This is a genomic window from Paenibacillus sp. BT-177, from assembly GCF_025846815.2.
GTDB classification, from domain to species: Bacteria; Bacillota; Bacilli; order Paenibacillales; family Paenibacillaceae; genus Paenibacillus; species Paenibacillus polymyxa_C.
On record NZ_JAOYTP010000004.1, the window covers coordinates 437,328 to 462,419 of the forward strand.

Sequence of the window (25,092 nt, forward strand, 5' to 3'; positions counted from 1 at the left end):
ACTTTTTTATCTATGAGCTGCACCAACAGCCTCGGTAATGTGCCTAAAGCCGTCCTTTCGAAGCAGCTCACGCAGACCGGCATGTATAGCCCGGTTTACTTCCGGCCCTTCGTAAATCAATGCTGTATAAATTTCAATCAGGCTAGCGCCTGCTTTAATTTTGTCATAGGCATCACGACTGGTAAAAATACCGCCTGATCCAATAATAGGCAGCTTCCCTTCCGTCTGGCGGTATACCCGTCCAATGACCTCTGTGGAACGGTCACGTAGCGGCTTACCACTCAATCCTCCGGTTTCACTTGCATTTCGATGCGTCAGACCCGTCCTTGATATGGTCGTGTTCGTCGCAATAATGCCATCCACTCCGCTGGCTGCAATCGCATCCGTCATATATTCCAATTCCTCGTCCGATACATCCGGTGCAATTTTGACCAGTACAGACTTGGCTTTACCATACTTTGTCGCCTGAACTCCCATCTCTGCCCGAACCGCTTCCAGTAACGACTTCAGTTCACTGCCATGCTGGAGTTTTCGTAAATCCGGGGTATTGGGCGAACTAATATTTACTACAAAGAAGTCCGCATACGGATACAGTGCGGAAATACACTTCTCATAGTCCTTATGGGCATCCTCATTTGGCGTGACTTTATTTTTACCGATATTAACAGCAATCGGCACAGGTCGATGTTTAAGGGTAGCCAAACGCTGGGCCATGCTCTCAGCACCCAGATTGTTAAAGCCCATCCGATTGACTAATGCCTCATCGGGAGGCAGTCGAAACAACCGGGGCTGATCATTGCCGGGCTGTCCGACAGGTGTCACCGTGCCTACTTCCATAAAACCAAAACCGATGGAAGAAAAACCGACAACCGCTTCAGCATTTTTATCCAGTCCCGCAGCCAGTCCAATCGGGTTGGGAAAATGAATACCAAACAGATCAACGGCAAGATCTTCCGTTTCCTTGACTCCATACATCCCTCGCAACGTCGCTGCTCCACCGGGAAGTGAGCCCGCATGCTTTAAGCCGTCAATGACTACATGATGGGCCCTCTCTGGACTCATTTTGAAAAAAACAGGTTTTGCAATCCTTCGATACAACACGATTCATCCACTCCGTTCTATGCCCTTGCACAATCCTAAAAAAACATCTCTACAAAATAGTTTAGCTTTTTCCATACCAAAAAGAAAGTAATTTGCGAGGTCCAATATCAGAACAATTCAGTTGTCATGGAGATGTCATTGAAAATGTATAATCAAACCATTTACAATGGACATAGTAAGACAGGATCTTAGCCCGCAAGAAAAGAGGGATTGCTGATATGAAGACCAAGCGCAAACCGCCCAGTCTGCAAAAGAAAAAGGATGAGGTGAACAAGAAAGCGATTGTTTGGACCGCCGTCAGCTTTGTTCTACTCATCATTGTGATTGTTCTGGTCATTGTTTTAGCACAAGCAGGAACTCGTTAAACAACAAGTAGCAGTGGCATCAAAACGTTAATTTAGCCAGTGATAGGTTTTGTGGGGATTCGTCTGGTCGTGCTGCGGCTCACTCGTAAATCGGGGACCAGGTACAAGCACTTGATCAGGCAGTCCCCCGTTACCAATAACCACCTCCGTACCTGAAGGTACGAGTGCAAACAATTCCTCCACGTCTTCCTTCCCCATGCGGACACAACCCAGCGACTCATTTTTGCCGATACTATCTGGTTCGTTCGTACCATGGATAGCATAATTTGTTGCAGACAGTTGCATACCACGGCTGCCAAACTCACCGTTGGATTTGCCGTTCGGATTTACGACTTTATCGGTAATCACAAATTTCCCTTCCGGTGTTCTTTCTCCGCCCAAACCGATGGGATAATTGCGAATAAGTATATTGCCGCTCACCACTGCTAGCCTGTGTTTGGATTTGTCTACCACAATTCGTAGCGGTTGCCCCAGAAAAGGCCGTCCGTGCAATGACGATGCCAGCAGTAGACTGCTTTCAGCCGCTGAGCCAGCGTTCTGATCTCCTGCCTTCCCTGTTCCCTGTGCTGGAGAAGCAAGTAAATTGCGCATAGGTGTAAAAGCCTTCTTCATCCCGTCTGTCGTACCGTACATCGTGTTATTGGGAAAATCTCGGGTCAGTTCCTCAAGACTCTGGGGAAGACGTTGATGCTGCGAGCGATAAGCACGCATGGCGCTATTCAGCACAGCCAGCTCTTCCTGTCCGGCAGCCCATTTTAGACCTTTTATGCGGAGTTTCTCACTGTCCGACGGCTTGCAAGCACATGCAGCGGCGTCGTAAGACTGAATAGCTAATCCGCCGTTTCCCCTGTTCTGTACACTAAGTAACGGCTTCATGCCTTCTCTCCAGATCAGCCACGCCCCACTCTGCTCCATGCCCAGCACTGTGGTCTTGGACGGCATTTGACTCGTCTTTGCCAACATATCCGTAAGCGCTGTTCCAGCCCCACTTCCTTGCCTGGCTTGAGCTGTAAACACACCACCAGCATAAGGCTCACCATTTTGTGCCCTCTTCTTTGGATCTGCAGTAGCCACTTTCGCAACTTCGACATGATCAATCGCTGCATGCTCAGTTCCGGATGGAACGGATGCGTTCTCAAGTGGAGTGCTCGGTGAATTGGCTGAAGGGACCCAGATGAGCAGAAGTACCATTAAGGCAGTTAAAAGATGACGTGTTCGAGCGGTTCTCCGCTCCTTCTCCTTGGACATCTGAACCAGTTTATCCTGATATTCCATCCATACGTCTGCCGGAATCTGTTTATGCTCAAAGGCTTCGAACACTTCTCCTGCACGATTGAAGCAATAATTTGCTTTGCCTTCCTGACCGTTGCTTTCATACTCCTTACCGAGTAAATACCAGGCCATTTTATTATCAGGGTGCTTTTTGACATACGATTTAAGATGAGGCGAATGGTCCATCGGATCCTCCTGATCGTGTAATCTTGCATGCTTACTATTATGTATATCGGTCACAATGGGCCTGATGGACAGCACATAAAAAAAACAGCACCGTCAGCATGCTTTCACCGTTATACGGTGAAAGCATGCTGACGGTGCTATGCCTGTCCAAAAAACTTACACTTAACCTTCTTTATTGAACGGTTCGTCTGCAACTTTGATGGAATCTGTAGGGCAACCGTCACAAGCATCCTGCATATCATCAAACAGGTCTTCTGAGATCGCCTTGATGCCTTGGTTTGCATCCCCTTCAAAGATCACTTCAGCCAAACCTTCATCATCATAATCATAGATGTCTGGTGCTGTAGCGCCGCAGGCTCCGCAAGCAATGCATGTATCTTTTTCTACCCAAGTGTATTTAGCCATAACTTTTCTCTTCCTCCTATACAATCGAACAAACCAGCTTTTGCATTCTATTCACATATTAATACAAACCCAAAATTATTACAAATTATTTTCCTTTATCCTTCATGCAAAAAACGCTTATAACGTGTGTTACTGATACTGACCATCATTCTCCCCTATGTTCACTCTGGAGTAGGTAGATTGTCTTTTTGCAGCGAAGTTCCGCGCAGCTTTGAATTACGAAGAAGTACTGAAGGATCATCTCCCAGCATCCCCGCAGTCAAAATTGCATTTTCACCAAACTTATCGCGCAGCGCATCCATCGTTTTCAGTAAACTTTCTTTTTTAGGCTGGTCTTGGTATTCAAATAGATCTAATTGAACTGCCGCTTCCTCCTTTGGAATGAGCTGTTGCAGCGTAATCCCCAACAAACGCACTGGCTTATCCTCTCCCCAATGGCGACGATACAATGCACAAGCTTCCTTATATATGTCTTCTGCACTTTCCGTAGGCGTACTCCTGACTTGAGAACGCGTAAAGGTCTTCATATCCGGGGTCCGAATCGTCAGTTGGATACCTCCTGCCAGCATCCCTTGTCGTCGAAGCCGCCGAGCTACCTGATCACTAATGTTAAGCAGTACTCTTTGGGCTTCTTCCAACTTTACTACATCCATAGGCAGAGTGGTTGTGTGACCGATGGATTTGTTCGGCTCCCGTTCAGTGCTGACTTGAGAATGGTTAATTCCGTTTGCCGCCAATTTTAACCAAGAACCAGTTACCCCAAATATGCTAACCAGCATGTGTTCATCTGCCTTAGCCAGTTGACCAATGGTGCGAATGTTCATTTGTAGAAGCTTATCTGCTGTTTTGCGGCCCACACCAAACAATTGACCACATGGAAGGTTCCACAAAATGTTGGGTACATCACGCAAACGTAGAACAGATATCCCGCGTGGCTTTTTCAGATCAGAGGCCATTTTGGCTAGCAGTTTGTTGGGTGCTACCCCAATTGAGCAAGGCAAGCCTAGCTCTTCTTCTACTCTACGCTGAATCTCCTCGGCAATATCCAAAGGTGTTCCAAACTGCTTGGAACCGGAAATATCTAGATAACACTCATCAATTGAAGTTGCTTCCAGCATAGGCGTATACGAGTAAGCAATACTCATAAATGCTTTGGAATAACGACGGTATAAATGAAAATCAGGCTGTATTATGATGAGCTGCGGACAAATCCGACGAGCCTGCTGAACAACCATCCCTGTTGAAATGCCCAATCGTCGTGCTTCATAAGAGCAAGTTACAATTACACCTTTGCGCAGCTCACTGCTGCCTGCCACTGCGGTAGGCAATCCTTTATATTTTTCCGGCTCCTCCGCTGCATGAACGGAACAATAAAATGCGTTCATATCCACATGCAGAATAACTCGTCCACCAACCGGATAATAAGCACTGACATCTTTCATGCTCAACCCTTCTTTTTAACTATAAATTCATTCGTTAGATCAAGAATATGTCCTTTGATTTTATACTTAAATCACCCTTGCATACTATTTCTATTTTACATAAAAAATATAGGTTTTGCGCTCAAAAATGATAATTATATATTACATTTGAAGTCATTAGTTGTTATAATCGACTATCATACGAACACGACAAACTAACGCTTTCCTGTTTTTAAGCGTTAAACAACTAAATTAATGTGCTTAAAAAAGCAGAGCATTACCAATCTGAGCAATCCGCGAAGGAGGAGTCCCTCATGTCCACCGTTATTTCTATCTTTGACACAACGCTGCGAGATGGCACTCAAGGAGAAGGAATTAGCTTGTCTGCTGATGACAAATTGAAAATCGCCAAAAAACTCGATGATCTCGGTGTTCACTATATTGAAGGCGGGATTCCCGGGAGCAACAGCAAGGATATCGAATTTTTCAAACGGGTACAAGAACTAGGCCTTCAGGCAAAGATTGTCGCCTTCGGCAGTACGCGCCGCAAAGATAGCATCGCAGCGCAGGATGTCAATCTGCAACGGATTCTGGAATCCGGCGCTCAGGCCGCTACTCTGGTCGGTAAATCATGGGATTTTCATGTACACACTGCATTACAGACAACGCTGGAGGAAAATCTGTCTATGATTTACGACTCCATCGCCTTTTTAAAGCAAGGGGGCATGGAGGTTATTTTTGATGCCGAGCATTTTTTTGACGGATATAAAAACAACCCCGAGTATGCACTCGCCGTTATGAAAAAAGCTGAGGAAGCAGGCGCGGATTGGCTCGTGATGTGTGATACCAACGGCGGTACCCTTCCGCATGAAATACATGAAATTGTCACTACACTGCAAAGCCAGCTAACGAAGTCACAGTTGGGCATTCATACACACAATGATTGCGAATTAGCAGTAGCCAACTCACTCAGTGCAATTCAAGCAGGCGCAAGACAGGTCCAAGGTACCATCAACGGCTATGGTGAACGGTGCGGTAATGCCAACCTATGCTCCGTCATTCCGAACTTGCAGCTTAAGCTGGGCTACGACTGTCTAGATCCCGAGAAGCTAAAACAACTCCACAATACAGCTCGCTTTGTGAGTGAAGTCGCCAACGTCAATCTGCCTGTCAACCAGCCTTATGTTGGCAATGCTGCTTTTGCCCATAAGGGGGGCATTCACGTGTCAGCTATTCTGCGCGACTCACGAACTTATGAGCACATCGCTCCTGAACTTGTGGGGAACAAGCAGCGGGTCTTGGTCTCCGAACTGGCCGGACAAAGCAACGTTGTATCCAAGGCGCAAGAACTCGGCATCACCCTTGATCCGTCCAGTGATGAGGCACGTGGCGTCATTAGTCGTATCAAGGAACTTGAGCATCAGGGCTATCAGTTTGAAGGCGCGGATGCTTCGCTGGAATTGCTTATTCGTGAAGCCGGCGGTGAAGTGAAGGAAATGTTCTCATTTGAATCCTTTAAGGTGCTGGTGGAAAAAACAGCGGGGCGATCGGTCGTCTCCGAGGCATTCTTAAAGCTGAATGTTGCAGGGACAAGTGTCTATACCGCAGCTGAAGGAAATGGTCCTGTCAACGCACTTGATAATGCACTCCGCAAGGCTCTTTCTCAGTATTTCCCAGCCTTGCGAGACATGCATTTGGCTGACTACAAGGTGCGTGTACTCGACGAAAAAGACGCCACTGCCGCCAAGGTACGCGTACTCATTGAGTCCAAAAATTACGAGGACGTCTGGAGTAACGTAGGCGTATCCGAAAATGTTATTGAAGCTAGCTGGGAAGCTCTCTTGGACAGCTTCCGTTATGCATTGTTGGAAGCACCAACTCCAAAAAATGAACAAACAGAGCTTACTCATCACGGATTAGTTAACCACTAATCAACTACTACAATGAGACAATAAGGTGAAATTGGAGGTCTATATCAGCCCCCAAAGTCACCTTATTTTTTTGAAAGTGCTTCTATTTTACACTCCAACTCTCGTTCACTGAGCATGCCGATTATAATTTCTCGTACCCGTCCATGGTCATCAATCGTTACATGAGTCGGAAAAGCCACTCCTCCAAATTGTTCAAACAACGCTCCTTGTTCATCCAATAATATGGGAAATTTGAGGTTCAAAGAACGGGAAAACTTCTGCACATCCTCCAACCGGTCATAGCGAGTTACATTGATGCCATACACATCTACATCATGTTTGTATTTACTATACAATTCATTCAGCATGGGGGCTTCTAATCGGCACGGATCGCACCATGAAGCCCAAAAACTAATGATCATCGCTTTATTCCGCGGAGCCCCTACATCGTAGGACTTGCCGTTTAACCCCTTTAAAATCATAGAAGGAAGCTGTTGCCCAGGTTTGATTCTTTTTATTACCTCTGCTGCTGATTCAGTCCCTACATTCTTCTCAACATCAAGCTCTTTCTCACCTTTATATTTTTCTTCCAGTGGTGCATTTTCCACAGGCAGGCTTGCTGAATAGACTGTGTTTGCAATAATCCACCATGAAGACCCAACCATAACCAGCACAATTATCGCTCTGATGAAAAGAAATCTTTTCACAGTCTTATCACCTGTCTTTCATCTAAATGATCTTCATCCTTCCCATAGGATGCCCCTACGATTCCCACCTCTAACCTTCTAAATCTGAACAGGACACAAAAAAAACAGCAAACCCACGAAAATCGCGAACTTGCCGTTATGATGTGGTGTCAGATACTATACCTTGTACTGAATCAGGCATGACTCAAATGCGCGTAGACATCTGCCAAATTGGTCACATTACGCTTCAGCATTTCCTGAACATACGCCACCCAAAGCTTAGCCGTCATCTTCGCATCCTCTAACGCATGATGCCGCCCTTCAATCGGAATGGATTGATAGGCCAGCAATTCATCCAAACTATAGGTTTGGTGTTGCTGTGGCTCCAGCCATTTGGCGAGCATCATTGTGTCTAGTACACGGTGAGTTAACTGAACTTTAGATGTTTTCCATAACGCAGCATTTAAAAAGGCCTTATCATGAGCGCTAGCATGCGCTACAAGCACCCGCCCACCTACAAAGGACATAAAGTCATGCAGTCCATTCATAAGCGGCGGAGCTCCATCCGTCATTTCCCGGGTAATCCCAGTTAGCCGAGTAATCTGTTCAGGAATCTCGGTCCGCGGATTCACAAGCGTATAAAACTGCTCTTTTTCCATAATTACATCCCCGACTACCCGAATCGCTCCAAACGACAAAATCTCATCTCCATGCTGTGCCGAAAATCCCGTTGTCTCCAGATCAAAAACTACCGTCTCCAAACGCTCCAGTGGGGTACGCAATACTTCAGAACGCCGTTGTTCCCGCGTTAAGGACCGAATAAACGCCATTTGCTGAGCCGTAGGAGCCCCCATTACAGATGCGATTGCCGACGGCACTCCTCCTCTGCGGAGGGCACTCCAGAAGCCACCTCCCTGCGCTGGTTCTTTCATGACCTTCTCCCTTCCATAAATCGCAGCTGCCTTTGCAACGCACGATGCAGCCGTCGTACTGTTGAAAGAGCCTCGCGCAGCTCATGCCAGCCTTTACCTTGCTTCAACGGCTTGACAGCCAGATAGCCATTACTGATCAGCAACCCGTCCTTCTCCCTCGCCGGAGTAGCCATTCGAAGCTGAAGTGCGATCCGAAAGGCTCGCTCGCAAGCATCGAGTAAAGGCAACGGTGCCGCTTCAAGTGATGCGAGACGCCTGAGTCTTTTCAGGGTGGAAGTTTCCTCTACACCATGTTGCAATGCCAAAAAACGGACGGCGTTCACCAACGGAATGTATAACCCGTATTTCACATCAAAATCGCCTGCATGCTCACCGAACCGCTCGGTAACGATCTGACCTAAAATATTAAGTGTCGCTTTATGCCTTACCGTGTTCCTAAGTACCGCTGAAGGTAGGTCGGGATATTTACGGAACAACTTATAAAAGCTTTGCTTCCATTCCACAGACAATTGCTCGTCGCCTGCGATATGTCTCATGTCAGACGAGATAATGAGATATCGAATCGGCTCCCAGGAAAAATCTTCCGACCATTTTGATAGCTGTTCTTGCCATCCAGTCAATGTATGGCGCCACAATGGCTCCGAGCACATCACTTTCCCCTCGCATTTGGGATACCCCAAATGTTCTAGCATTGCAGAGACTCTGCGACCAAACTCGCTAAAATACAATTCTTTATCAGCAGACACAAGGTCACTGATAATCATACCGTTATCCTGGTCACTCCACAGCGTCGATTCCGAGCGTCCCATGCTACCGAAGGCTATAAATGCGTAAGGGACGGGAGGAGGGCCGAAGCCATCCTCAACCATCCCTTTTTCGCACATTTGTACCGCTCTGGCCGCGATGCGGTCATGCATTTCATTCGCCGTTCGTAACCAGTCTGATAACGGAGCGGAGGCTTGGGAAGCCAGCAGCCATTTCTGGGAATCAACCCTGGCCTGCCTTAACGACTCAGGTGTGTCTGCATGATCAATCGCTTCGGCGGAACTCATCCAAGGGGCCATATTTTGCAGTTCCATACTTCCATCTCCTCCGCTCATCCATACTGGCTCTTTATATTTTACATATTAGCTGACAATTCCAGAACGCTTTTCAGCTTCGGTAACTAACTTCATTTGCTCTGGATAGCCGTACGTACCATGTTCACTGATATCGAGTCCCATCGTTTCTTCCTCTTCCGTAACGCGAATACCCATAATTGCTTTCATCGCACCCAGAATAATGAAGGAAATGACGAATACGAATGCCAAAGTACCAATCAGTCCAAGCAGCTGTACTCCTAATTGTGTAAAACCACCACCATAGAACAGACCCGCTTGACCTACACCTGTTATTTTTGCAAGCTCAGGAGTAGCGAAAAACCCTGTGGATACCGCGCCCCACATCCCCGCAACACCATGTACGGAGAAAGCATATACCGGGTCATCTACTCTCGCACGCTCAAACCATTGCGCTGTGAAGAAAGTGACGATCCCTGCAACTGCGCCAATAACCAATGCCGCCCAAGGTGCTACAAAGGCACAAGAACCCGTAATGGCAACCAAGGCTGCCAGCACACCGTTTAGCATAGCAGGAATATCTGCTTTTCCGTATACCATCCAAGATACGAGCAAAGCGAAAACTCCGCCTGCCGCAGCAGCAATATTTGTAGTCAGGGCTACATATCCAAAGAATCCGTCATTCATAGCAGAAACAGCACTACCTGGGTTAAATCCAAACCAGCCAAACCAGAGAATAATAACACCCAGGATAGAGTACACCTGATTATGACCAGGGATAATGTTCGGCTTGCCATCTTTATTAAACTTGCCCAGACGCGGTTTGAGCAGCAACGTAGCGACGAGTGCCGCCGTAGCACCTGTCAGATGGACCACTGTTGAACCAGCGTAATCCTGCATTCCCAACTTGCCAAGCCAGCCACCGCCCCATACCCAGTGAGCTACAACTGGATAGATCACGATGGAGAACAAAATACCGAAAATAATGTATACACTTAATTTTGCACGCTCTGCCATCCCTCCGCATGCGATCGAAAGCGAAACCGCAGCAAAAGCAAAGTGAAACAAAAACATAATCGTAATCGGAACATCCAAACCTGAAAGAGTATCAAACGATGCAGCAGCATCTGTCCCACTCATGAAGAAACCCGTCAGTCCCATAAATCCGTTACCGCCGTCATTGCCAAAACCGAATCCAAATCCGAGGGCCCAGAAGGACAAAGCCGCAACACCCGTCGTGAGAATCGTTTTACCAGCGACATGACCCGCGTTCTTCATTCGTGTCGAGCCTGCCTCCAGCAATGCAAATCCCGCTTGCATGAAAAATACAAGTATAAATGCCAAGAACGTAAATGCCGTGTTTAGCCCAGCTTGAAGTTGAATATTTGTCGGCCCGTCAGCAGCGAACGCACCTACCGGAAAAGCTAGAACCGTCAGCATGGCCAATAATACAACTAACCACTTTTTTCTCATGAAGACCACTCCTCGAATGTTAAGTTTCTTTACATTTCGTGAAATTCTTATTGTCATTATAATCAGAATACATGAAAGTTGACAAGATTTTTTTTATTATGTTAAAAAAATGAGCTTGAAAAACTGACATGTCACATTTACTAACCATAAAGGTAGCTTGTTTGAGCCCGACAAAAGCATAACGTTTGACTGTATGGTTGAGAATCATGTAAAATATCCTTTATAAACACTCGGTTTAAAATGCTAATATTGAAGGTTGAACGAAGAGCGCGAGGTGAAGACAGATGGGGATATGAAGCTATATCGAATTGGCGAGCTAGCCAAAGCGGCTGGTGTGAGCGAACGAACGATTGATTATTACACTAAACTCGGTTTGATCACACCTGAAGAACGATCATTGAAAAATTATCGCCTTTATAATGGTGAAACGTTAAACAGGCTTGAACGTATTAACCAAATGAAACAAGAGAAGTATAGCCTTGAGGAAATCAGACAGACTCTGATTAAATGGAACTCGGTTGCAGGAGAAGAGCACGTCACTGACAAACTAACGAGTCTAGAAATGCATATGCAGCGTCTAGAGCGTGAAGTCAATGAACTACAGCCTCTTCTCGGACAGCTCAAGCCCGTCCAAGCTCGCAAGCTGCTTACTGGTCTGTTGCCACAAAGCGCTGCTTGTATTGAGGCTTTGAAGTATCTGTTGGAGCATAGTTCTATGATGTAGATACTCGGGCTAGTAGTATGAACAATATTGGAGGGTTGCTTTATGATGGGTATGTATATATTGATTATTCTTGCGTTCGGATTATCCTTATGGGCGCAATTTCGTGTAAAAGGCACGTTTAACAAATGGTCTGATGTCCCAAATGAAAATGGGCTGACTGGTTATGATGCAGCTCGGCACATGCTGGATCGTAATGGCTTGCATGATGTACCTATTGAGCCAGTACCCGGCGCGCTATCTGACCATTATGATCCGATACAACGAGTGGTGCGCTTGTCCGAGCCTGTTTATTATGAAAAATCCATTTCTGCGGTTGCTGTGGCTTGCCATGAAGTCGGTCATGCCATCCAACATAAAGAGCATTATCCTATGCTGGCACTTCGCCACCGGATCTTTCCAATCGTAAACTTTGCTTCCGGGATTGCACCGTTTCTGCTGATTGCTGGTTTCTTATTTAGCTTTACGAACCTGATCGGTTTGGGTATTATCTTCTTCTCAGCTACTGTTGCTTTTCAATTAATCACATTGCCAGTTGAGTTTAATGCTTCTAATCGCGCCCGGGAAATTATGGTTTCTGAAGGATTTATCCGTAATGATGAAGAACGTGGTGTAGCCAAAGTTTTGAATGCTGCTGCATTGACGTATGTGGCCGCAGCTCTCGTTTCCTTGCTGGAACTGATCCGCCTAATTGGCATCTTTAATAGCCGGGATTAATCACTTGTATTGCAAGAAAAAAGGTTGTTCCTCCACCAATTACGGTAGAGGAACAACCTTTTTTCTTGATCTTAAACCAATACACTATACTTAATTGTCTCAATCTGCTTTTGCCGTTTTGTTCGAAGTAGCAGCGTTACCATGAAGGCCAAAATATTGCAATAAAAAACTTCGGAACGATTTAGCAACCAATGGAAGTTTGTCATCTCTACGATGAATCAAGCCAATTGTTCGCGTCACCTCTGGATCAACAATCGATACCCTTGCGGGTTGAAGCGGGTTAGTCTGAAACAGTGCCATTTCAGGCAGAAGACTAACCCCCATACCAGCAGCTACTAAACCGCGAATCGTATCTGTCTCTTCGCCTTCAAAAGCAATATCCGGCGTAAATCCAGCCTCCAGGCAGGCCTGCCAGACAATCGGACGTAACGAATATCCATCCCTGAACAAGATGAATTTTTCACCTTTAAGCTGGCTCAATGTGATGTGTTCAGCTGAAGCCAAAGGGTGATTAGGTGGGAGAACCGCAAATAACTCCTCAGTTAACACCACATCCCCCTCGACATGGTCATGTCGATCTGGAAAAGGAGATACAAAGGCCAAATCCACCTCACCCGCTAACACATCACGAATTAAACTCGGGTACATTCCTTGTTTAAATCTAAATTTAACATTGGGATACCTCTTACGGAATTCAGCCACTACTGTAGGAATAAGATGAATCCCCAAACTGTGCGGAAAACCGATACGGATTTCGCCCCCCTCAGGGTCCAAAAACTCATGCACTTCCAAAACAGCCCGCTCCAGATCTTTTATGATCGTTTCCACCCGTTTGCAAAATAGCTGTCCCACTGGCGTAAGTTGCAGATTGCGACCCTTTTGCATAAAAAGATTAACTCCCAGCTCCTCTTCAAGCTGATGAATTTGCCGACTTACCGCAGATTGCGCCACATGCAACTCCTCAGCTGCCTGAGTGACATGTTCTTTTTGCGCTACTTTCATGAAGTATTGCAACTGTCGTAATTCCACTCCGATATTCGCTCCAATCTGTTTTTCAACATACGAAAGAAGATGTTCATCGAACATCATCCTCTTTCTTACCCAGATAACTTACGATAAAGCTGTCTTTAGTGACGTTTGCGTTGACCAGTCAATCTAATCAATAATCCATACATGAAGAACCCACTGAGCAAGCCCCCAAAGTGAGCGGTCCAGTTAATGTTCGCTACAGCAAAAGAAAACAGAATACCAAACCCAAGCAGCGTGTACAGCGTTTTGCGCGAAGCATCATCCATCAAGGAACGTTGGAACAAGGCAACGTACAGAAACGCCCCATAGATCCCATAAATCGCTCCTGAGGCTCCTACAGAGACTGTCGTTTCTGCCACCATGTTGTAATGCGCAATGGACAGTATGTTCCCTACAACACCCGTGACCAGATACAACAACACATATCTTAAGGACCCGAGCAAACGCTCCAGCGGAGGAGCGAATACAAGTATTGCAAAGGAATTAAACAAAAGATGATCAAACCCTGCATGTAAAAACATAGCTGACACATACCGCCACAGCTGGTCAGTGAATGGCGCCTCATTAATCAAAGCCCCATACCGGATCAGCGTCAAACTATTTTCTGATCCACCTTGCACGGTCAGTACAATAAACATCACAATATTGATAAGCAAAATCAGACAGGTTACCGGGTAAAACCGCAAATAACTTTTCCAGTTCTCATAACGTAAAAAAATCAAGGCAATCCTTCCTTCATGGGGTGTCTCCACCTTATTCAAATTGGACAATGTCTTTTATAAAAGATTATAATAGATTTCGGCAACGATAACCAATGCCAAAAACCAAAGGAGGCTATTACATATGGCACAAGAACGTACAGGAGTTGCTACTTTTAAAGGCAATCCTTTGACTCTCATAGGTCCTGAACTGAAAATTGGAGATCAGGCGCCTGATTTCAAATTACAGAAAGACTTATTGGAAGCAGCTACGCTTCAAGACTTTGCAGGTAAAGTCAAACTGATTAGCGTTGTCCCTTCTCTAGATACAGGCGTGTGTGACGCACAGACTCGACGTTTCAACCAGGAAGCAGATTCCTTGGGGGACCAAGTTGTGGTCCTGACGGTTAGCGTGGATCTGCCTTTCGCCCAAGCTCGTTGGTGCGGTGCGGCTGGTATCGATCGCGTATTGACACTGTCCGACTATAAGGATCATTCCTTTGGTGAAGCTTATGGTGTATTCATTAAGGAATTCCATTTGGATCATAGAGCTATTTTTGTCATTGATCAAAATGACAAAATCGCTTACGTAGAATACTTGAGCGAGATGGCCGAGCATCCTGACTATGACCAGGCGATCGCAGCCGTAAAAAAACTCGTCTAAATCAAGATCGAATATTAAAAAAGCGAGTGAAGGATGGCCTTCCTCGCTTTTTTGATGTTTGTCTACCACATCACTACTCCCATACAACCTGCTATTACTGTACGACCTTATAAGCGGACAGCTTCTTGTCGATCATAGCGAACAGTTGCAAAATAATGCGGTAATTCGCACCCAAGTCCCCTAACGATCCACGTGAAGCAGAATAAATATCCACCGCACTTCGAACTGGCGAGACAGATAAAATTGAAACGGTAATGTCGACGGTTCTGCCGAACGCCGTTCGCTTCTCCAACGTAATCTCACCTACGGATGCTACCTCATGGAGTACCTTGTAGCCAGGAATCTTTTTCATGATAGATGATACTTCTTCCCAAGCCTTGTCTCTCGATAAGTTATAATAGCGTGTCTTCATTTGGGGGTCCTTGACCCGGTCGCTTGTACCTTCTTGGCTGCGCACAATCCCTACCAGAGTCCTCTTCAACGACAAGACATTTCCTCCTTCACGATAATCGCTACCTAATCATACGACACATCGGCTTCCTCTGCTGCAAGCGCTTTATAAAATACGATAAACAACCGAAAATGAGTCCGATCATGTCTTTGGTATGCGACCTTAGTACCTCATGTCTTAGTTTAACATTGTTGCATACAAAAAACACCCTGTTTCTGCATAAGCAGTACCAGAGTGTGTTCATTACATTATGGAGTACCCGCCGATGCCGTCCGACCATAGCGTCTTCTGAACCTGCTTTAGCAGGTGGGTGACCGCAGAATAAACTTTTGAAGTCCCCTTGTCAGCAATTGACAGGGCTTTTCAGCTATTCATTCGTATAGATCTCCCTAGACATTGTCATTGGTTCAAAACAACAAATGACCGTAACGTGCATCGCAGGATGTGACCTTATTATAGCGCTTCTCACTCAGAAAGTAAATGCTAGGAAAAATATGTTTTATTTTTAGAGGTTATCACTTTTCTTGTCTTCCATGCTTGCCTTTTCCTCGTCTTTCTGTTTCATCTTCTCCATTTGATCCTGCATTTTGAGGAAGGTTCCGTAAAAATTAAAAAAAGCAAACCAGGCAACTACACTGCCGATGAAAAATAAGAAAAGCACGGGATATTTAACTCCAATGTATATAACAACGGCGCTGCCGAGCATGGTGGAAAATACACGGAATGGTCGAATCAGCGTCAATAAAACTGCATTCTTAATAATTTGTCCGGTAGACATATGATAGTGAACTACCATCGAAAAGAAGTTAAACATAGACACAAGCAAAATAATAATGAGGATCAGCATGATGATGCCCACGATTTGCAAGTTGCTGAGCTGTGTCATATATACAGTGTAATCCACATACATAACGACAAACAATAGCGTGTAAAAGATACCCCCAATCAGACTCTGCTTATAGTTCTCTTTATATCCTTTAAAGAAGGTACGAAACACGCCTGTATCGGTATCGCCCATCACCCATTTGCGAACCACTGCGAACAAAGCCGATGTTGCTGGAAATAAAGTAAGCGGTGCCAAAATCGCCATCGCCCAGTTCATTTGTAACGATTCATTCGCCAGATTCTGATTCATAACAAGTAACTTCAGTATGAGGCAGAATACAAAAGGCGATGAACATAACACCCACAATAAATTGCTAGCCGCCAGCCGGGTAATCCACTCAGTTAGGCGGTAAATCCCCCCCATAGCTCCTTTAAATTCCAATGTTAGTCTCTCCCTCCGCAAGCCTTGGCAGTTCCAAGACTTATGTTGCTATGCCTGTTAATTCCGGCTCTTGACTATATCATACCGTATTTCAGCCCTAAAGCGCCAGTGAAATCCATACGTGGCCCGTTAAAGCAGATCCCATAAATTTCATAACATACCGATAAAAAAAGTCGAAGCTGCATCAGCTTCGACTTTTTATTCATTTATTTCTTATTATTCAGAAGATGAATCTTCACGTCTTGCAGGACGGCGAGTTTCGCCATTGCTGCTCGGGCGTGGTTTGCGATCCCCACTATAGCGGCTTCCGGAATCACGGTTGTAGCCACCGCCTTCTTTGCCACGGTTGTAACCACCATATCCACCTTTACTGCCGCTACCGCCACGGTTGGAATTGTACCCACCGTTGCTGCGTCCACTATAGTTGGAAGGCTTGCGTCCGCCAGAACGCACGTCAGGTTTACGACGTTTTGCACGGATCGGATCTTCTGGAGTCAACTCAATAGATGCCTCTCTCTTCTCACCAGTCATCAGCTTCAGAGCTGCGGAGAGGAGTTGAACAGAGTCATATTGCTCCAGCATTTGAATAGCCAAACCTTTGTACTCGTTCAGCTCGCCTTTTTCTACAACTTCTAGAAGACGTTCTGCGATGATACGTTGTTTGCCTTCCAGAGCTTCTGCCAACGTTGGAAGAGGCTTACGTGGAATGCGGTGACGAGTTACACGTTCAATGAAGTGCAAATGGTCAATTTCACGAGGCGTTACGAATGACCAAGCTTCCCCTTCTTTACCTGCACGTCCAGTACGTCCGATACGGTGAACATAGCTCTCCGGATCTTGCGGAAGGTCAAAGTTTACAACGTGAGTTACGCCGGAAACGTCCAAACCACGGGCAGCAACGTCAGTCGCTACGAGCACGTCAATACTTCCGTCACGGAATTTACGCATAACAGCATCACGCTGGTTTTGAGACAAGTCACCATGCAAACCATCTGCGGAATAACCACGTTTTTGCAGAGCTTCAGCCAGCTCGTCTACCCGACGCTTAGTGCGACCGAATACGATAGCAAGTTCTGGAGATTCCATATCGATCAAACGGCTTAATGCTTCGAATTTTTGACGTTCAGGAACTTCAATATAGGCCTGATCAATCAGCGGAGCGCTAACTTGTTTAGGAATAACGGATACATGCTCAGGATCTTTAAGGAATTGCTCAGCCAATCTTTTAATGTTAGGAGGCATTGTAGCCGAGAACAGCATCGTTTGACGCTCGTCCGGAACCTGCTTCAGAATGGACTGAATATCTTCCATGAAGCCCATATCCAGCATTTCATCTGCTTCATCCAAAACAACGGTGTTTACGTCTTCTAGCTTAATGGTTTTACGATTAATGTGATCGAGCAAACGTCCTGGTGTACCAATAATAATTTGAGGTTTCTTTTTCAAAGCGCGAATCTGGCGTACGATATCTTGTCCACCATAAATCGGCAAAGTGCGAAGACCTTTAAAGCGGGAGAGTTTTTCGATTTCTTCAGCCACTTGAATAGCAAGCTCACGTGTTGGAGCCATAATCAGAGCTCTGATTTTTTCATCGTTTTTAGAAATTTTATTGATCATCGGAATACCAAACGCAGCAGTTTTACCAGTACCTGTTTGGGCTTGACCAATCATGTCTTTCCCTTGCAATGCAATCGGGATGGATTTGGATTGAATAGGTGTTGCTTCTTCGAACCCCAGCTCCGTAATCGCCTGAATTACCTTCGGTTCAAGATCAAATTCTGCAAATGTCGTCAAATTTATTCAAACTCCTTCATAATGGTGGATGTGGTGGACAATCCACAATGTTGTCTGTATTCTTAAGTAGCGATATTATTGTATAAGTTTTCCCCAATACAGTGACAGTTTATTTAACTCTATAACTGCATCTTTTTGTAATGAATTCGGGGAACCCTATCCGATACATCTTAAACGAATTTACCCTTTTTAAAACAGTTTAAATTTTAAGTGTTTCTCTGGACATAGGTCCCTACTCAAGAATATCCACATCGCATTATAGCACAGAACAATTCATGAATACCAGTAAGTTGCTTTCTGTATAATTAAAATGAGGTGAAAAAAAGTTGTTAAAAATAGTGTTAAACTGCTTAACTGTTATTCTTGGAGCCGCTGCCATAGCATGCGGTTTTAATCTGTTTCTCGTCCCACATCACTTGCTGAGCGGGGGAGTAGCCGGACTTTCCATGCTAATTGGCTATTTCACAAAATTCGATATCAGCACCATGTATTTTATCATTAATATCCCGATGCTGATTGCAGGCTGGTTTATTTTAGGCAAGCGTTTTATTAGTCTGAGCATTCTATCGGTTATCGTTACCACGTGGATTTTGGCCTGGGTACCCGTACATTCTGTTGTGTCTGATCCCCTGTTGGCCTCTGTCTTTGGAGGGGTCATGGTAGGCATTGGAGCGGGAATTTCCTTTCGGGTAGGAGGGTCTACAGGCGGTTTTGACATTATCGGTTCCATCGTTACCACTTATCGGGACTTCCCTGTCGGAACTGTACTTGTAGGCTTGAATGGAATGGTCATTCTCGCAGCAGGATATTTGAACGATGATTGGAATATTGCACTGGCTTCCATGTTATCCATTTTTGTGACTGGTAAAGTGTTGGATCAAATCTACGTGAGTCATACGAAGATCACCGTTTACATCATTACAGAGCACACTGACAAGCTACTTAGCCGGATGTTGACCACGCCACGAGGTGTCAGCAAAATAAAAATTGAAGGTGCATTTTCACATACTGAAAAGGACATGCTGATGACTGTTACGACACGCTACGAGCTTGTTGAATTAAAACGTATCATTAAGGAAGTAGACCCTTCTGCTTTTGTCAATATTGTGGAAACGGTTGGAGTAATGGGTTCATTTCGCCGAAGATAAGCACAAACCCAAGTGTCAAAATGAAGCTTTTGTGGTACACTATATGTGCGCTGTTCCCATAGTATATAAAGACCAGCTTTACCTGCTATTTCACAGGCACTTTGCTTTTCCGAATCGTATTGAATGATTCTTTTGGAATGATTCCGAGCAGGAAAGGGTGATTTTTGTGGAAATGGAAACGGTAAAACTGTCCGACATTGTCTTAAGATGGTACCCGGAAATGCTCCCTTCTCTCAAAAAGAATGAGCTAAACTCGATGATTGTGCTTCGAGACGGGTTGTCCATACTCAAGCCAACGGATGCGCTTGAAATTATTCAGTACAGTATTTGTGAGCACCAAGACAATAACTATCTTCAATAAATCTTTTTTGCCAAATGCCGCTTCTTCCGGTTGTATCCACAACCGTGAAGAGAGTGGCATTATTTATGCATATTTACGGATTCATCGAGCGATAGTTAGGTTAATCATGTAAGACTATGCCTGATGATGCCAGTATTGATTACAAGCGTGTTGTTTTTTCCATCCATAACTTTACGTATAATCAGGTAAGCGCCATACATAAGGGAGAGAGTTAGGAAATGAATATGATTTGGGCAATTATGCTATTCGCAATGGGAATAGGCGGAAATGGGGACTCGTCAGCCAACGCTCCAAATGTAAAAGATACGGTGGCAACGACAATCAGCAGCGCCATGATCCAGGCACAACACAGTAATTTAAAGGTAGATGCCTCCAATCCGCCGGTTAAAATTGACCCACAGCCGACCACGCCAGCGATTAAAGGCATCTATGTCACAGCCTATAGTGCAGGCGGTTCACGTATGACCCAGCTACTCGAATTGCTGGACAAGACAGAACTCAATTCCATGGTTATCGATATTAAGGACGATACAGGTTACATCACTTATCCAACGACCAACCCTGAGCTTCTGAAATTGGGCAAGCCACAAAAATTCATTAAGGATATTTCCGGCTTGATGGACCGTTTGAAAAAACATAATGTTTATCCGATTGCTCGTATTGTTGTATTTAAAGATACGGTACTGGCCAACAAAAATCCTGAGATGTCCTTCCGCAATGCTGACGGCTCTGTTTGGAAAAACGGCAAAGGAGATGGGTTCGTCAATCCCTATAATAAAGAAGTATGGGATTATAATATCGCCATTGCCAAGGAAGCAGCAAAACTCGGTTTTAAGGAAATCCAATTTGACTATGTACGTTTCCCTGAGGGCTTTGAAAAAAGAGCAGACAAACTGAAATATACCAAATCAGACCAATCCCGCTCGGATACGGTCGCTGAATTCGTACAATATGCCCGCAAAGAGCTTGCTCCACTAGGTGTGAGGGTATCGGTAGATATTTTCGGATATGCCGCATCCGTTCCTGCTGCCGAGGGAATCGGACAGGATTTCACTAAAATCTCTGAAAATGTGGATGTCATTTCACCGATGGTTTATCCAAGTCACTACACAACAGGCTGGTTCGGTGTAAAGAACCCCGATAAAAACCCCTACCAGACGATCAAAGGCTCCATGGCCGATACACACAAAAAACTCAATCCTACAGGCAAGCTAAAGCCAATTATTCGCCCTTGGATTCAGGATTTTACCGCAAGTTGGTTAGGAAGCGGACATTATGCCAAATATGGGAAAACACAAGTCGAGGACCAAATTCGCGCGCTTAAGGACATGAAGGTGGACGAATATTTACTCTGGAATGCCACTAACCGTTATACAAGCGGAGTAACTTATAAATAATTATTTCTCTGGACTTCTTTTTGTATAAGAATTTTAGAACTTATATCAAATATATCGAAGACTGCCCCGTTGTTTGACGAACGGATGCAGTCTTTTTTATTGCTGTTCAATTGTTGTAGTATCCCTTACAATAAAATTTACATGTTATGATATATACAAATAATAAACCCAAGTAAATGAGGAAAACAAAAATGCAATTGACTCTAACAATGGGTCAGAAATGGAAGCAGCTTTTTTACATTTTGCTTCCTATTCTGATTACCCAGCTTGCACTATCTGCCATGACTTTTTTTGATACGAATATGTCGGGGCACTTTTCCCCTGCTGATCTGGCTGGAGTAGCTATCGGAGTAAGCCTGTGGGTTCCTGTACAAACAGGCCTTAATGGGATACTTATGGCTATTACCCCTATTGTATCCCAATTGCTAGGAGCACAGCGTAAAGATAAGGTCTCCTACTATGTCATTCAGGCTCTTTGGCTATCTCTCGCCCTATCCATCGTCGTCTTGATAGCCGGGATCATTTTGGTAAAGCCTATATTAAACAGTATGAATCTGGAATTGAGAGTTCATAATGTGGCTCTGTACTACCTTTGTGCGATGGCCTTCGGTGTTGTTCCTCTATTTGCCTATACCGTGCTTCGCAGCTTTATGGATGCATTGGGACAAACCCGTTTTACGATGTTAATCACGCTCATGTCATTGCCCATCAATGTTTTATTGAACTATCTACTTATTTATGGTAACTGGGGTTTTCCGCGTTTTGGGGGTGTAGGCTCCGGGGTAGCAACAGCTACCACCTACTGGATTATTATGCTGGTCGCTGGTATTACTGCGCATCGGGGACAAATATTTGCCGAATACCGAATCTTTAGCAAAATATACGGGATTGCGGCCGGTGCTTTAAAAGAGCTTATCAAGATCGGGGTACCTATTGGATTTGCTATATTTTTTGAGACTGCCGTCTTTTCAGCTGTCACGCTCTTCATGAGCAGCTATAACACAGCTACCATTGCCGCTCATCAGGCAGCCATGAACTTTGCATCCACGCTGTATATGATTCCACTCAGTATTTGCATGGCACTTACGATTCTGGTCGGCTTTGAAACAGGAGCTTCCCGTCCACGAGATGCTAAAACTTATAGTGTAATGGGCATTAGCAGCGCAGTGGGCTTATCCATGATTACAGCTATTGTACTGCTCATCTGGGGTGAACAGGTCGCTCGGCTTTACTCTACCGACCTGCAGGTCATTCAATTAGCCCAGCATTTTTTAATCTATGCGATTTTCTTTCAGATCTCTGATGCTGTCGCTACACCAACGCAAGGTGCGCTACGTGGGTATAAAGATGTCAATCCGGCGTTTTTACTCACCTTCCTGTCCTATTGGGTTATTGGGCTTCCTGTAGGGTATATACTCGCACGCTGGACCACATGGGGGCCTTACGGCTATTGGATTGGCTTGATAACAGGCTTGGCCGTAGGTGCTATTTTACTTCTCTGGCGTTTGGTAAGAGTGCAGCATCGTTTTGCACAACAAAAACAACACGCAGAGACTAATTAGTCTTTGCGTGTCTCGATGACATATGCTGTACCAGCAGTTATTCGTTTTTTCTCTACGATAGCCACTTCCTTTAGCTCGGGGGGATATAAAAAGTGCCTCTCCACATGTTGATCCATTTCCTCAAATGCCTGTTCTTCATTCTCAGCAGCAAGAATGACGGTCAGAGCTCCTTCCGAGCTGTCCACTTCCATTTTGAATAAATACATGTATGATTACCTCCTGGCCCTATTCAATGCTAAAAAAATAGCGGATGACTCAGGTCATCCGCATAATTTTAATTTTTCCCCATGTCAGAACCGATCTACTAAAGGTAAAGGTTCTTATTATTGGGACAAACGCAGAGCCAAATCATAAAGCTCCATGTTGAAATCTTTTTTGGTATTTACAACCTTGTCAATATCTGTAGCTACCAGCTTACCATCGATCGTTCCGCAAGCTTTGTCAGATACACCCTCAATCAATTGACGAACAGCAAAGTCACCCAAACGGCTTGCGAGGTTACGGTCAAACGCAGTTGGTGTACCTCCACGTTGAATGTGTCCAAGCACTGTAACCCGAGGCTCATAATCCGGACAATTTTCTTGGATTACTTTTGCTACTGTTTCACCTTTGCCTACACCCTCAGCAACGATAATGATACTGTGGCGTTTACCATGTTTGAAGTTTTGTTTCATCCGATCGGATACTTCATTCAGATCAAATTCCACCTCAGGTACCAAGATCGTTTCTGCACCGGAAGCCAGACCTGCATGAAGAGCAATATCGCCACAATGACGTCCCATAACTTCCACGATGGAAGAACGTTCATGGGAAGACATCGTATCACGCAGCTTGTTGATTGCGTCCACTACAATACTAACCGCCGTATCAAAACCAATAGTGTAGTCCGTGAAGGAAATATCATTGTCAATCGTTCCTGGAAGACACATGGTTTTAATGCCTTGCTTGGTCAGCTTGTTAGCTCCTTGGTAAGAACCGTCGCCACCAATTACAACTACGCCGTCAATTCCACGATTACGCAAAATTTCAGCGCCACGTTTCTGGCCTTCTTCAGTCGTAAATTCCAGGCATCTTGCAGATTGAAGTACAGTACCCCCACGTTGGATAATATCTCCGACGCTTCTCAGGTCCATTGGAAAAATATCGTCGTTCAAAAGGCCTTGATATCCGCGTTGGATCCCGAATACTTCCAGTCCGAAATACAATCCGCTGCGCACAACGGCGCGAACTGCCGCGTTCATCCCTTGTGAATCTCCACCACTTGTTAATACTGCAATTTTCTTAACTGCTGTCATGATTTATGACCTCCTCAAAATAATCATATAAGCCTTCTTATCCATCGACTGTTTAATAAGAAAAACAAACGCATGAGCGGACTATTTTTCATTAAACGTCTCGAAACAGCGCGAACATCCTGCTGCTCACTAACTTTAGGGTCGGATAAATATAAAGCCAGCAATCCCTCGATAATCATCCGGTGAAAGGAGCTGGCAGGGACATCTGCAATATCAGCCCGCGCCCGATTCACAACGTAGGCGATCCGGTCCAGCATCATGTCGGCATCTTCATAATAATTGCAAAAGTTAAGATCTCCGCCCTTCCGGTCTTCGTCTTGATCGATTAGATAATCCAGCAAAATATGAAGACTGCACACATGTGGAAAATACGATGCATGTATTGAGGCAGCCCCCGCATCTGTGAGATGCCGGTCGCTGGCAGCAAGAAACAGCATAAAGACCCCCAGGGTTGAGCCAGTAGCCGCAGCAAACTCGTTCCAGCGCAGCTCGGGTGTACGGTCCTTATGAATCGACCACCAGTCCAAAAGCGCTTGTTCCCGCAGCTCGGGTTTAATATGCTTGTATACTTGCAAATCCGTGTATAATCGCGCCAAATCCTGAACGTAAGGCATTGCCGCCTCATAGCCCGGAAGCCTGCTTACACAAGACTGACAGGTTGTCACCAGCCCGGTCAAATAACCGCCATCCTCCTGCTCACGACGCAACTCATAATAATTCACTGGCCTAGCCGTCGGATTAACCGCATCCAGCATAGACTGATGCAGCAATCTAAAATCATCCGGGTCCATAGACGTGCTACGATCACACAGGTTGTCCAGATAATCGCTAATCGTCTGGTACGCCACAATCAACGGAATTAGCGTCTGCCGGTCAGACATATTGGCTGCAGCATATACCGCTCCCCCCACGCAGTGAAACGTCTTCTCTGCTATGCTCGCAAGCGCCTGGCTTCTCAGCTCAGGGTCCGGAATCTGTTCGGCCTTGCTCTTCCAGTTACTCAATTCTTGTTTCGTTTCAGGGAGAATGTGCTTGTACATTCGGCTCATTAGACCTATGGGGCCTCTCGGTACTTGATAACGTCCTTGCTCAACATAACTCAAATGACGGTGCCTCCACATTGTTGTCTACGTAATTATACCTATCCAAACCATATTCATTATAATATGATCGACCTTT

25 protein-coding genes and 1 other RNA gene are annotated in these 25,092 nt (G+C 45.2%); 9 read left to right on the plus strand and 17 right to left on the minus strand.

Annotated features, from left to right (window positions below; all coding sequences use genetic code 11):
* Window positions 1-6: 6 nt before the first annotated feature.
* On the minus strand, window positions 7-1,101 hold the full coding sequence (locus tag OIU26_RS15595; RefSeq protein WP_013370509.1) for a quinone-dependent dihydroorotate dehydrogenase: 1,095 nt from the start codon (window positions 1,099-1,101) through the stop codon (window positions 7-9).
* A 218-nt stretch (window positions 1,102-1,319) separates the two neighbouring features.
* On the opposite strand from OIU26_RS15595, the gene OIU26_RS15600 reads away from it, so the two are divergent.
* A complete protein-coding gene (locus tag OIU26_RS15600; RefSeq protein ID WP_013370508.1) occupies window positions 1,320-1,466 on the plus strand; it encodes a hypothetical protein in 147 nt (48 codons plus the stop codon).
* A 27-nt stretch (window positions 1,467-1,493) separates the two neighbouring features.
* Here the strand turns inward: OIU26_RS15600 and OIU26_RS15605 are convergent, their stop codons facing one another.
* The 3 genes from OIU26_RS15605 to OIU26_RS15615 form a co-directional block, all read right to left on the minus strand.
* Window positions 1,494-2,924: a L,D-transpeptidase gene (locus tag OIU26_RS15605; RefSeq protein WP_264217334.1), complete on the minus strand. Its 1,431-nt coding sequence runs from the start codon at window positions 2,922-2,924 to the stop codon at window positions 1,494-1,496.
* Window positions 2,925-3,086: 162 nt separating this feature from the next.
* The gene (locus tag OIU26_RS15610) at window positions 3,087-3,329 is read right to left on the minus strand and encodes a ferredoxin (protein ID WP_013309730.1); all 243 of its coding nucleotides are present in this window, start codon (window positions 3,327-3,329) and stop codon (window positions 3,087-3,089) included.
* A gap of 161 nt (window positions 3,330-3,490) precedes the next feature.
* A complete protein-coding gene (locus OIU26_RS15615) occupies window positions 3,491-4,771 on the minus strand; it encodes a DNA polymerase IV (RefSeq protein WP_013370505.1) in 1,281 nt (426 codons plus the stop codon).
* Window positions 4,772-5,064: 293 nt separating this feature from the next.
* Here OIU26_RS15615 and cimA point away from each other — a divergent pair, with 293 nt between their 5' ends.
* Window positions 5,065-6,681 carry a citramalate synthase gene (gene cimA / locus OIU26_RS15620; protein ID WP_264217335.1) on the plus strand — a complete coding sequence of 539 codons (1,617 nt, stop codon included), beginning with the start codon at window positions 5,065-5,067 and terminating at the stop codon, window positions 6,679-6,681.
* Window positions 6,682-6,743: 62 nt separating this feature from the next.
* Here cimA and OIU26_RS15625 read toward each other — a convergent pair whose 3' ends face one another.
* From OIU26_RS15625 to OIU26_RS15640, 4 genes are all read right to left on the minus strand, one after another.
* Window positions 6,744-7,367, minus strand: a complete 624-nt coding sequence (locus OIU26_RS15625) for a TlpA disulfide reductase family protein (RefSeq protein ID WP_264217336.1) — start codon at window positions 7,365-7,367, stop codon at window positions 6,744-6,746.
* A 173-nt stretch (window positions 7,368-7,540) separates the two neighbouring features.
* Window positions 7,541-8,278 carry an exonuclease domain-containing protein gene (locus OIU26_RS15630; RefSeq protein WP_019686911.1) on the minus strand — a complete coding sequence of 246 codons (738 nt, stop codon included), beginning with the start codon at window positions 8,276-8,278 and terminating at the stop codon, window positions 7,541-7,543.
* Window positions 8,275-9,357 carry a DUF294 nucleotidyltransferase-like domain-containing protein gene (locus OIU26_RS15635; RefSeq protein WP_264217337.1) on the minus strand — a complete coding sequence of 361 codons (1,083 nt, stop codon included), beginning with the start codon at window positions 9,355-9,357 and terminating at the stop codon, window positions 8,275-8,277. Before OIU26_RS15635 ends, OIU26_RS15630 begins: the two co-directional genes overlap by 4 nt.
* Window positions 9,358-9,405: 48 nt before the next feature.
* The gene (locus OIU26_RS15640; protein ID WP_013370500.1) at window positions 9,406-10,809 is read right to left on the minus strand and encodes an ammonium transporter; all 1,404 of its coding nucleotides are present in this window, start codon (window positions 10,807-10,809) and stop codon (window positions 9,406-9,408) included.
* Between the two features lie 292 nt (window positions 10,810-11,101).
* Here OIU26_RS15640 and OIU26_RS15645 point away from each other — a divergent pair, with 292 nt between their 5' ends.
* Window positions 11,102-11,533: a MerR family transcriptional regulator gene (locus OIU26_RS15645; RefSeq protein WP_043886097.1), complete on the plus strand. Its 432-nt coding sequence runs from the start codon at window positions 11,102-11,104 to the stop codon at window positions 11,531-11,533.
* Window positions 11,534-11,575: 42 nt separating this feature from the next.
* Window positions 11,576-12,247, plus strand: a complete 672-nt coding sequence (locus OIU26_RS15650) for a zinc metallopeptidase (RefSeq protein WP_025676967.1) — start codon at window positions 11,576-11,578, stop codon at window positions 12,245-12,247.
* 99 nt (window positions 12,248-12,346) lie between these two features.
* Here OIU26_RS15650 and OIU26_RS15655 read toward each other — a convergent pair whose 3' ends face one another.
* Window positions 12,347-13,276 carry a LysR family transcriptional regulator gene (locus OIU26_RS15655; RefSeq protein ID WP_058710359.1) on the minus strand — a complete coding sequence of 310 codons (930 nt, stop codon included), beginning with the start codon at window positions 13,274-13,276 and terminating at the stop codon, window positions 12,347-12,349.
* Between the two features lie 98 nt (window positions 13,277-13,374).
* The gene (locus OIU26_RS15660; RefSeq protein ID WP_013370496.1) at window positions 13,375-13,998 is read right to left on the minus strand and encodes a rhomboid family intramembrane serine protease; all 624 of its coding nucleotides are present in this window, start codon (window positions 13,996-13,998) and stop codon (window positions 13,375-13,377) included.
* Window positions 13,999-14,119: 121 nt separating this feature from the next.
* On the opposite strand from OIU26_RS15660, the gene tpx reads away from it, so the two are divergent.
* Window positions 14,120-14,638 (plus strand): thiol peroxidase, encoded by a 519-nt coding sequence (gene tpx, locus OIU26_RS15665; RefSeq protein WP_013370495.1) that lies wholly within the window; start codon window positions 14,120-14,122, stop codon window positions 14,636-14,638.
* 94 nt (window positions 14,639-14,732) lie between these two features.
* Here the strand turns inward: tpx and OIU26_RS15670 are convergent, their stop codons facing one another.
* From OIU26_RS15670 to OIU26_RS15685, 4 genes are all read right to left on the minus strand, one after another.
* The gene (locus OIU26_RS15670; RefSeq protein ID WP_025676970.1) at window positions 14,733-15,125 is read right to left on the minus strand and encodes a DUF1499 domain-containing protein; all 393 of its coding nucleotides are present in this window, start codon (window positions 15,123-15,125) and stop codon (window positions 14,733-14,735) included.
* A 216-nt stretch (window positions 15,126-15,341) separates the two neighbouring features.
* Window positions 15,342-15,536: non-coding RNA, 6S RNA (ssrS, locus tag OIU26_RS15675), on the minus strand.
* 58 nt (window positions 15,537-15,594) lie between these two features.
* Window positions 15,595-16,356: a DUF624 domain-containing protein gene (locus OIU26_RS15680; RefSeq protein WP_264217338.1), complete on the minus strand. Its 762-nt coding sequence runs from the start codon at window positions 16,354-16,356 to the stop codon at window positions 15,595-15,597.
* A gap of 216 nt (window positions 16,357-16,572) precedes the next feature.
* Entirely contained in the window at window positions 16,573-18,150 is a 1,578-nt protein-coding gene (locus tag OIU26_RS15685) for a DEAD/DEAH box helicase (RefSeq protein ID WP_013370492.1), read from the minus strand.
* 326 nt (window positions 18,151-18,476) lie between these two features.
* Between OIU26_RS15685 and OIU26_RS15690 the strand changes: the two genes are divergently transcribed.
* The 4 genes from OIU26_RS15690 (at window position 18,477) to OIU26_RS15705 (ending at window position 22,618) form a co-directional block, all read left to right on the plus strand.
* Window positions 18,477-19,298 (plus strand): YitT family protein, encoded by an 822-nt coding sequence (locus OIU26_RS15690; protein WP_264217339.1) that lies wholly within the window; start codon window positions 18,477-18,479, stop codon window positions 19,296-19,298.
* A 172-nt stretch (window positions 19,299-19,470) separates the two neighbouring features.
* Window positions 19,471-19,659, plus strand: a complete 189-nt coding sequence (locus tag OIU26_RS15695; protein ID WP_014599634.1) for a hypothetical protein — start codon at window positions 19,471-19,473, stop codon at window positions 19,657-19,659.
* A gap of 218 nt (window positions 19,660-19,877) precedes the next feature.
* Window positions 19,878-21,056: a putative glycoside hydrolase gene (locus tag OIU26_RS15700; protein ID WP_264217340.1), complete on the plus strand. Its 1,179-nt coding sequence runs from the start codon at window positions 19,878-19,880 to the stop codon at window positions 21,054-21,056.
* A gap of 191 nt (window positions 21,057-21,247) precedes the next feature.
* Entirely contained in the window at window positions 21,248-22,618 is a 1,371-nt protein-coding gene (locus tag OIU26_RS15705; protein ID WP_264217341.1) for an MATE family efflux transporter, read from the plus strand.
* Here OIU26_RS15705 and OIU26_RS15710 read toward each other — a convergent pair.
* From OIU26_RS15710 to OIU26_RS15720, 3 genes are all read right to left on the minus strand, one after another.
* The gene (locus OIU26_RS15710) at window positions 22,615-22,824 is read right to left on the minus strand and encodes a DUF3906 family protein (RefSeq protein WP_040101660.1); all 210 of its coding nucleotides are present in this window, start codon (window positions 22,822-22,824) and stop codon (window positions 22,615-22,617) included. The genes OIU26_RS15705 and OIU26_RS15710 overlap by 4 nt on opposite strands.
* 117 nt (window positions 22,825-22,941) lie before the next feature.
* A complete protein-coding gene (gene pfkA, locus OIU26_RS15715) occupies window positions 22,942-23,913 on the minus strand; it encodes a 6-phosphofructokinase (RefSeq protein ID WP_264217342.1) in 972 nt (323 codons plus the stop codon).
* 23 nt (window positions 23,914-23,936) lie between these two features.
* On the minus strand, window positions 23,937-25,016 hold the full coding sequence (locus OIU26_RS15720; protein ID WP_264217343.1) for a tetraprenyl-beta-curcumene synthase family protein: 1,080 nt from the start codon (window positions 25,014-25,016) through the stop codon (window positions 23,937-23,939).
* Window positions 25,017-25,092 lie beyond the last annotated feature (76 nt).